Source organism: Microcystis sp. M53602_WE12 (assembly GCF_030065455.1).
Classification (GTDB): Bacteria; Cyanobacteriota; Cyanobacteriia; order Cyanobacteriales; family Microcystaceae; genus Microcystis; species Microcystis aeruginosa.
On sequence record NZ_JASJFB010000780.1, the window covers coordinates 1 to 7,029 of the forward strand.

The window sequence follows — 7,029 nt, forward strand, 5'->3', positions numbered from 1 at the left end:
AATCAGGGAATGCCACCTAACAATAATGGCACCCCCAATCAAGTCCCACCTCAAAGTATTAACCGAGGTTTCACCATCCAACAACCTATTAATACCAGGTCTTCTGGTTACTAGAGGAACTTAGATAGGGTTTGCTGAATAAATCTAAAAACCTTGTTGGATAATATTTTTAGACTTTTTTGAAATCAAAAAGTACCAGCGATTGGAGTGATTGGGGGGAAAATCCCTGGACTTTTTCCCTGAAAATTAGGTAATTGACCGCCTGAAAATGGGTAAAACCCTACACCCCACACCCCACACCCTACCCCCACCAACAAACTTTTTGCCGCAAACCCTAGATAGGAGCTTGCAGGAAGTCTAATAAAATCGGATTAACTATTTCTGGAGCTTCATCCTGGGGACAGTGGCCTAAACCAGCTAAGGGGATAAACTGTTTTACTGTCGGGAATCGTGCTAATTCTTGGCCCAAGGACAAGGGTTCCCAGGGATCTTCGCTACCCCAAAGCAGAATAGCCCGACAGGGGAGAATCGGCAGTAGGTCTTCTGGCAGCGGGCCGCCGGAATAAGCGGTAAAAGCGAGGAAAACCTTGAACGCTCCTGGATCTCGGGCGGGTTTTAGGATTATTTCTACTAATTCCTCCGTTACTGCTTCCGAGCGCCGATAAGCTTGCAGGAGAATTTTACGCACTGTCTGGGGTTTAGCAATCTGTTGGAAGAAAAAAGCCCCAATTGCTTTATTTTTGAGAATTATTTGGGCAAAATCTGCGCCTAAACGACGATACCAGGGTAATTCCCCCCGTTTTCTTTCGTGCAGTAGTCTGAGGGAACAATTAATCGCCGCTACCCCAAGGACAAAATCGGGATAATCGACGGCAGCCTGCATAATGGCCACGCAACCGATGGAATTACCCGCCAAAAAAGCAGGCCCCCCCACCACTTCCCGACAAAAATCGGCAATTTGCGCCCCCCAAGTCTCGAAAGTATAATCGATCTCGTTTTTTGGTTCGGGTTTGTCGGAACCGCCAAAACCAATTAAATCTAGGGCAAAACAGCGACATTTTTCGCCTAAAACGGGGATATTTTTCCGCCAATGTCCCCAAGATGCCCCAAATCCATGCACAAGCACGATCGCCGGTCCCGTCTCCCCCGCACTCTGATAGGTGATTTTGAATCCCCGCCAATGCCAAATTTTTGCTTGTGTCTCTAATCCTAGAATTTGCTGCATATTTTTGTTTATCTGTAAAGTATTTGTTGCTTTTCTTAATATATACTGTCAGGTTAAGTAGGGTCTGCTGAATAAATCTAAAAACCTTGTTGGATAAGACTTTTGGACTTTTTTCCCCTCAAAAAGTGCCAGCCATTGCGGGGATCGGGGGGAAAATTCCTGGACTTTTTCCCTGAAAATTAGGTAGTTGACCACCTGAAAATCGATAAAACCCCACACCCCACACCCCACACCCCACACCCTGCCACCACCGAAAAGCTTTTTGCCGCAAACCCTAAGTAGCGGCTAGGAGAATGGGAAGTGGGCTGTTAAAGTTCGATCGGGAGTTAATCATACTATTTAAAAGGGATTTGGTATAATACAGTGTCTATAGGCGTTTTTTGAAAACGTCTGCCAAAATTTCTAGCTTCAACGCCTCGATCCTCTCAAGTTATGAGTAGTAGAGTGCGTCTAAGTTTAATCGCTTGCTCCCGGGAAATTATGAGAATTAAACAAATTACAGTTAAGCATCTTTTTGGCATATTTGACCATACAATTAATCTCAATATGGAGGAAAGAATAACTATTATTCATGGTAAAAATGGCTTTGGGAAAACCTCAATACTGCGATTGGTCAATGGCTTTTTTAACTTAAAGTATTCAGATATAAGAGCTATTCCTTTTCAAAAATTTACTATAATTTTTGACGATAAAAGCTTTGTGGATGTTGTCAAAGCTTCCACCAGTAAGAATAAAAAAAGTAATGTAAGACCAAAGATTAATTTTAATTTTACTTCCTCCGATCAAAAAGAAAAACTGACTTTTTCTCCTAATTTACTAGACGGGAAAACAATTTCTTTCCCTCTCAGCATGATAGATGATTTCATACCCGATTTAGATAGAGTTGGATCAGAAAAATGGCTCTATACCCCCACAAAAGAAATTATGGATTTAGAAGATATTTATGAACGATTTGGAGAATATTTACCCAAGCAATTCCAGAAAGAATATCCTGATTGGTTAAAGAAAATTATAGACTCTATTAATGTTCGTTTTATTGAATCACAACGTCTATTAGATATTTCCAATAGTGCCAAAAATGGCAGAACTATAAGGATGCCGATGACATTGTACTCTGTGGCCAGCTATTCTGAAGATTTAGCAGAAAATATTCAAACTAAATTAGCAGAGTATGGACAACTATCTCAAACTTTAGACCGAACCTTTCCAGCGAGAGTTGTACAAAAAAAGGCATCATTGACCGATGATGAACTAAGGGAAAAAATTGATCAACTTGAAAGCGAAAGAAATCAATTAATTAGTGCAGGACTATTGAAAAAAGATGAAGATTCTAACTTCCAAGTTAAAGATAGTATTGATGATAGCACCAGAAAGTTATTATCGGTTTATATTGAGGATGTATATAAAAAGCTCAATGTATTCAATGACATTTATCCTAAAGTAGAGCTATTTAAAAATATAATTAATAAAAAATATTCTTTCAAAAGTGTTACTATTGATCAAAGCAAAGGGTTTATCTTCACTACCCAGGAAGGGGAGGTTTTATCGCCAACAGATTTATCTTCTGGGGAACAGCACGAATTAGTAATTTTATATGAATTGTTATTTAAAGTTAAACCTAATACTTTGATCTTAATTGATAAACCAGAAATGTCACTTCATATTTCATGGCAGCAGGAATTTTTAAAAGACTTACAGGAAATCACGAAACTTTCCGGGTTAGATATTTTGATGGCTACCCATTCTCCTGATATTATTAATGATCGTTGGGATTTGACAGTTGAATTAGAGAAACCAAAGCAAAAAAGCAAAGATGAGAGAACAGATAACACCTGACAGAATTGCTAATAGCATTCGTTTACTACGCAGCGATCATGAGGGAGTTTTTTTAATTGTTGAAGGTCATAGCGATAAACTTATTTATGAGCGATTAGTAAACAAGCAAGAGGTTAGGATCACAATTGCCTCTAATAAAAATAATGCTATCAAAGCATTATCCATCTTAGAAAAAGAAAATTTTTGCCGAGTTGTTGCTGTTATAGATGCGGATTTTTCGAGAATAGAACAGCAAATTCCCGACAGTAATCATCTCTTTTTAACCGATGAACATGATTTGGAAATGATGTTAATTAAATCTGCTGCTTTCGATAAATTATTAAAAGAACGAGGAAGTGAAGAAAAAATTGCAGCTTTTTCCAAAGATATTAGAGAAACTTTACTAAAGTTAGGTCAGGAAATTGGTAAATTAAGATTGCTATCTCTTAGAAATGAGTTGAATTTAAAGTTTGAAGGATTAAATTTTAGTAAGTTTATTGACAAAAAGAATCTGAATCTGTCAATAGATATTGACAAATTAATTAGAAGTATCAAAAATCATTCTCAGAAACTGTCCTTAGACGAACAGCAAATTAAACAGGATTTATCGGTAATTAGCGATGAAAATCACGATCCGTGGCAGCTATGTTGTGGACACGATTTTATCAGTATTTTAGCGATCGCACTCTGGAAGGTTTTAGGTACATGGAATGCTAATGATGTTAAAAAAGAAGACTTGGAAAGAGAGTTAAGATTAGCTTATGAGTTATCTTATTTTTATCAAACACAAATATATACACTAATGATTAATTGGCAATCTAATCATCATCCTTATCAAATATTCTGATTCGGATTATTGCCTGAACTTGGAGATGATAAGTAGGTGGGCGTTAAAAGTTGTCAGATCCCCCCGCCTATCGGCACCCCCCTTATCAAGGGGGGCAGGGGGGATCGAACCTAAAATCCATTTTTAATTTAATTATAACCAGGTACTTATATTTAACAAGTCAGATCGGCTCGACTTTGTGTTATAATCAAAGCTGGGCTTTAAAGACAATATTCTCAGCAAATTATGCCTATTGTTCTTCCTGGCACTCTAATTTCACTGAAAGATTAATTTAACCTTGATCTGTCGGGACTGATTTCTTAACCTGTTAATAAATTGATTTTTTCCCCAGTCAGGCTAGAATCAGTAGGACTAGCATCCAAGATAATCGGGGTAACTTTGGTTAATCTGGGGCAATGTAGCCTAAAAAAACGCCAAAAATAGTCAAATTTAGACTTGAGTGGCTTCTTACTAACTGTTTAATCTATTATTTAGGTATTAGACTCTATGGCTAAAGCTTCTACCGTAACTTCTGAAATCGATCTTAAAGATTCGCAATATTACTTTAACCGAGAATTAAGCTGGTTAGAATTTAATCGTCGCGTGCTTTATGAGGCACTTGATCCTCGGACTCCCCTACTAGAAAGATTAAAATTTACCGCCATTTTTTGTGCCAATCTCGACGAATTTTTTATGGTACGGGTGGCAGTGCTTAAACAACAGGTAGAGGCAAATGTAGCCGTTTTAAGTGCCGATGGCCGGACTGCCTCAGAACAGCTAACCGAGATCAGTAAACGTCTGCGTCCCCTTGTACAACAGCAGGATCGTCTTTTTGAACACACCCTAAAAAACCTCTTAGTGGAACAGGGAATTCATCTGATTAACTATGTAGATTTACATCAAGAACAGCGCAATTATCTCCACGATTACTTTGAACAAAATATTTTCCCCGTTTTAACTCCCCTAGCGGTGGATCCTAGTCATCCTTTTCCCTATATTTCTAATCTTAGTCTCAATTTAGCCGTAGTCGTTCGCGATCCCGACACCGATAAAGAACTATTTGCCAGGGTGAAAGTGCCGCAGGTTTTCCCCCGTTTTCTGGCATTATCCAAAGAATTACGCCACCAAGATGGAAAAGCTTCGATTTGGACGGGAGTGCCTCTGGAACAGGTGGTAATGCACAATTTAGAGGCACTTTTCCCCGGCATGATCATCCAAGAATGTTATCCTTTTCGGGTGACGCGCAATGCCGATATCTCCGTCGAAGAAGATGAGGCCGATGATTTATTATTAGCGATCGAGGAAGAAGTACGCAAGCGCCGCATCGGTAAATCGGCAGTACGTCTGGAAATTCACAGTTCTACCCCTAGCAATATTAAAGACCGGATCATGCGCGATCTGGGACTTGAGGAGATCGATGTTTACGATGTGGATGGACTGCTGGGACACAAAGATTTATTTTATTTTCTGTCCTTACCCTGTCCCGAACTGAAAGATCCCCCTTGGAATCCTGTCACCCCACCAGTTTTACAGGGATTGCGAGAAATAGTTGACGGTAACGAAGACGGTATCCTAGAACAGGATGGCGAAGATATTTTTACTTTAATTCGCAATAACGATATTCTCGTTCATCACCCTTACCATTCCTTTAGTGCCTCAGTACAACAGTTTATCGCCCAGGCTGCCCATGATGCCCATGTTTTAGCGATTAAAATGACTTTGTATCGTACTTCCGGAGATTCCCCGATTGTCAATTCCCTGATTGCAGCGGCGGAAAATGGTAAACAGGTAGCGGCGTTAGTGGAACTAAAAGCACGCTTTGATGAGGAAAATAACATTACTTGGGCGAAAAAGCTCGAACAAGCCGGAGTTCACGTTGTTTATGGCTTAGTTGGTCTAAAAACCCATACGAAAGTGGTTCTCGTGGTCAGAAAGGAAGGGGATAAAATCCGTCGTTATTTCCATATTGGCACGGGCAATTATAACCCAAAAACGGCTAAATTATACACTGATTTGGGTTTACTTAGCTGTCGTGAGGATTTGGGGGCAGATATCACCGATTTATTTAACTTTCTGACCGGATACTCCCGTCAGCAATCCTATCGCAAACTTTTAATTGCTCCGGTGAGTTTGCGAAAACGGATGTTAGCAATGATCGATCGCGAGGCCAAAAACTGTAAAAATGGCGGTACGGGGCGCATTGTGGCAAAAATGAACTCTATTGTCGATAAACCGATTATAGAAGCTTTATACGCCGCTTCTCGTGCCGGTGTGCAGATTGACTTAATTATTCGTGGGATCTGTTGTTTACGGCCCGGATTGCCGGAAGTGAGCGAAAATATCCGAGTAATTAGCATTATCGGCCGCTTTTTGGAACATTCCCGCATTTTTTACTTTTACAATGATGGTCAGGAGGAGGTGTATATTGGTAGCGCCGATTGGATGACGCGGAACCTGACTCGTCGCGTGGAAGCAGTGACACCCATCGATGAACCAGCGATCGCCAAGGAACTGGAAGAAATTCTCGGCATTATGTTGTCAGATAACCGACAAGCATGGGAATTACAATCCGATGGCAGTTATATTCAGCGTCGTGCTGACAATGAGGGACAGGAAAGCAGTACCCATGTAATTTTAATGGACAAGACCCTTAAATCTGCGGGTATTAGTCCATAGGAACAGTTATCAGTTATCAGTTATCAGTATTCTCTCGTTGACCCCCTCGGATGCCCTTCTACTTCTGGAGTTCGGGGCTTGATAATCTGACTTATTGAGAATAATTTTTATTTGTCGGAGATAATTTAACCCCCCCTCAGAAAATGGGGTGTAGAATGGTGTCAGGGCAATACTTTCATTTATTTCACGGGAACTATTTGTTAGGATCGAAAAATCTTTACGTTCAGCCACAACCATGAGCGTTCTTGTCAAACCCTCTAGCCTGATTCCCAAAGGATTGCGGGTACAACAGATTAATAATCTCACCCTATTCAAATTTACAGATGAACTGGGCGATCGGATGCAGACGCTTCTTGACAAGAAAAAAGCTGATGATCTCACCCCGGAGGAAGTCCTTGAGCTAGAAGCGATTGGCGAACTCGACCAAATTTTCAGCTACATCAACGCTGTCATTGCCGCCAGAGTAAATGGTCATTCCTAAATCGCT

General features: G+C 40.2%; 6 protein-coding genes. 4 read left to right on the plus strand and 2 right to left on the minus strand.

The genetic code is table 11. From position 1 onward, the window contains the following. Positions 1–334 precede the first annotated feature (334 nt). Both PX482_RS23960 and PX482_RS27905 read right to left on the minus strand, forming a co-directional pair. On the minus strand, positions 335–1,225 hold the full coding sequence (locus PX482_RS23960; RefSeq protein WP_002762898.1) for an alpha/beta fold hydrolase: 891 nt from the start codon (positions 1,223–1,225) through the stop codon (positions 335–337). Between the two features lie 48 nt (positions 1,226–1,273). Beyond that, on the minus strand, positions 1,274–1,465 hold the full coding sequence (locus PX482_RS27905; protein ID WP_041803594.1) for a hypothetical protein: 192 nt from the start codon (positions 1,463–1,465) through the stop codon (positions 1,274–1,276). A 240-nt stretch (positions 1,466–1,705) separates the two neighbouring features. Here PX482_RS27905 and PX482_RS23965 point away from each other — a divergent pair, with 240 nt between their 5' ends. From PX482_RS23965 to PX482_RS23980, 4 genes are all read left to right on the plus strand, one after another. Beyond that, positions 1,706–3,061: an AAA family ATPase gene (locus PX482_RS23965; protein WP_288095433.1), complete on the plus strand. Its 1,356-nt coding sequence runs from the start codon at positions 1,706–1,708 to the stop codon at positions 3,059–3,061. Beyond that, positions 3,039–3,887 (plus strand): DUF4435 domain-containing protein, encoded by an 849-nt coding sequence (locus PX482_RS23970; protein ID WP_002762894.1) that lies wholly within the window; start codon positions 3,039–3,041, stop codon positions 3,885–3,887. Before PX482_RS23965 ends, PX482_RS23970 begins: the two co-directional genes overlap by 23 nt. A 486-nt stretch (positions 3,888–4,373) precedes the next feature. After that, positions 4,374–6,542 (plus strand): polyphosphate kinase 1, encoded by a 2,169-nt coding sequence (gene ppk1 / locus PX482_RS23975; RefSeq protein WP_288027863.1) that lies wholly within the window; start codon positions 4,374–4,376, stop codon positions 6,540–6,542. 235 nt (positions 6,543–6,777) lie between these two features. Further along, entirely contained in the window at positions 6,778–7,023 is a 246-nt protein-coding gene (locus PX482_RS23980) for a hypothetical protein (RefSeq protein ID WP_002762890.1), read from the plus strand. Positions 7,024–7,029 lie beyond the last annotated feature (6 nt).

What these genes read in the sequence shown, in the direction of transcription:
- ppk1 (WP_288027863.1), top strand. Translation starts at nt 4,374, where the DNA reads ATGGCTAAAGCTTCTACCGTAACTTCTGAAATCGATCTTAAAGATTCG.
- PX482_RS23980 (WP_002762890.1), top strand. Translation starts at nt 6,778, where the DNA reads ATGAGCGTTCTTGTCAAACCCTCTAGCCTGATTCCCAAAGGATTGCGG.
- PX482_RS23965 (WP_288095433.1), top strand. Translation starts at nt 1,706, where the DNA reads ATGAGAATTAAACAAATTACAGTTAAGCATCTTTTTGGCATATTTGAC.
- PX482_RS23970 (WP_002762894.1), top strand. Translation starts at nt 3,039, where the DNA reads ATGAGAGAACAGATAACACCTGACAGAATTGCTAATAGCATTCGTTTA.
- PX482_RS23960 (WP_002762898.1), bottom strand. Translation starts at nt 1,225, where the DNA reads ATGCAGCAAATTCTAGGATTAGAGACACAAGCAAAAATTTGGCATTGG.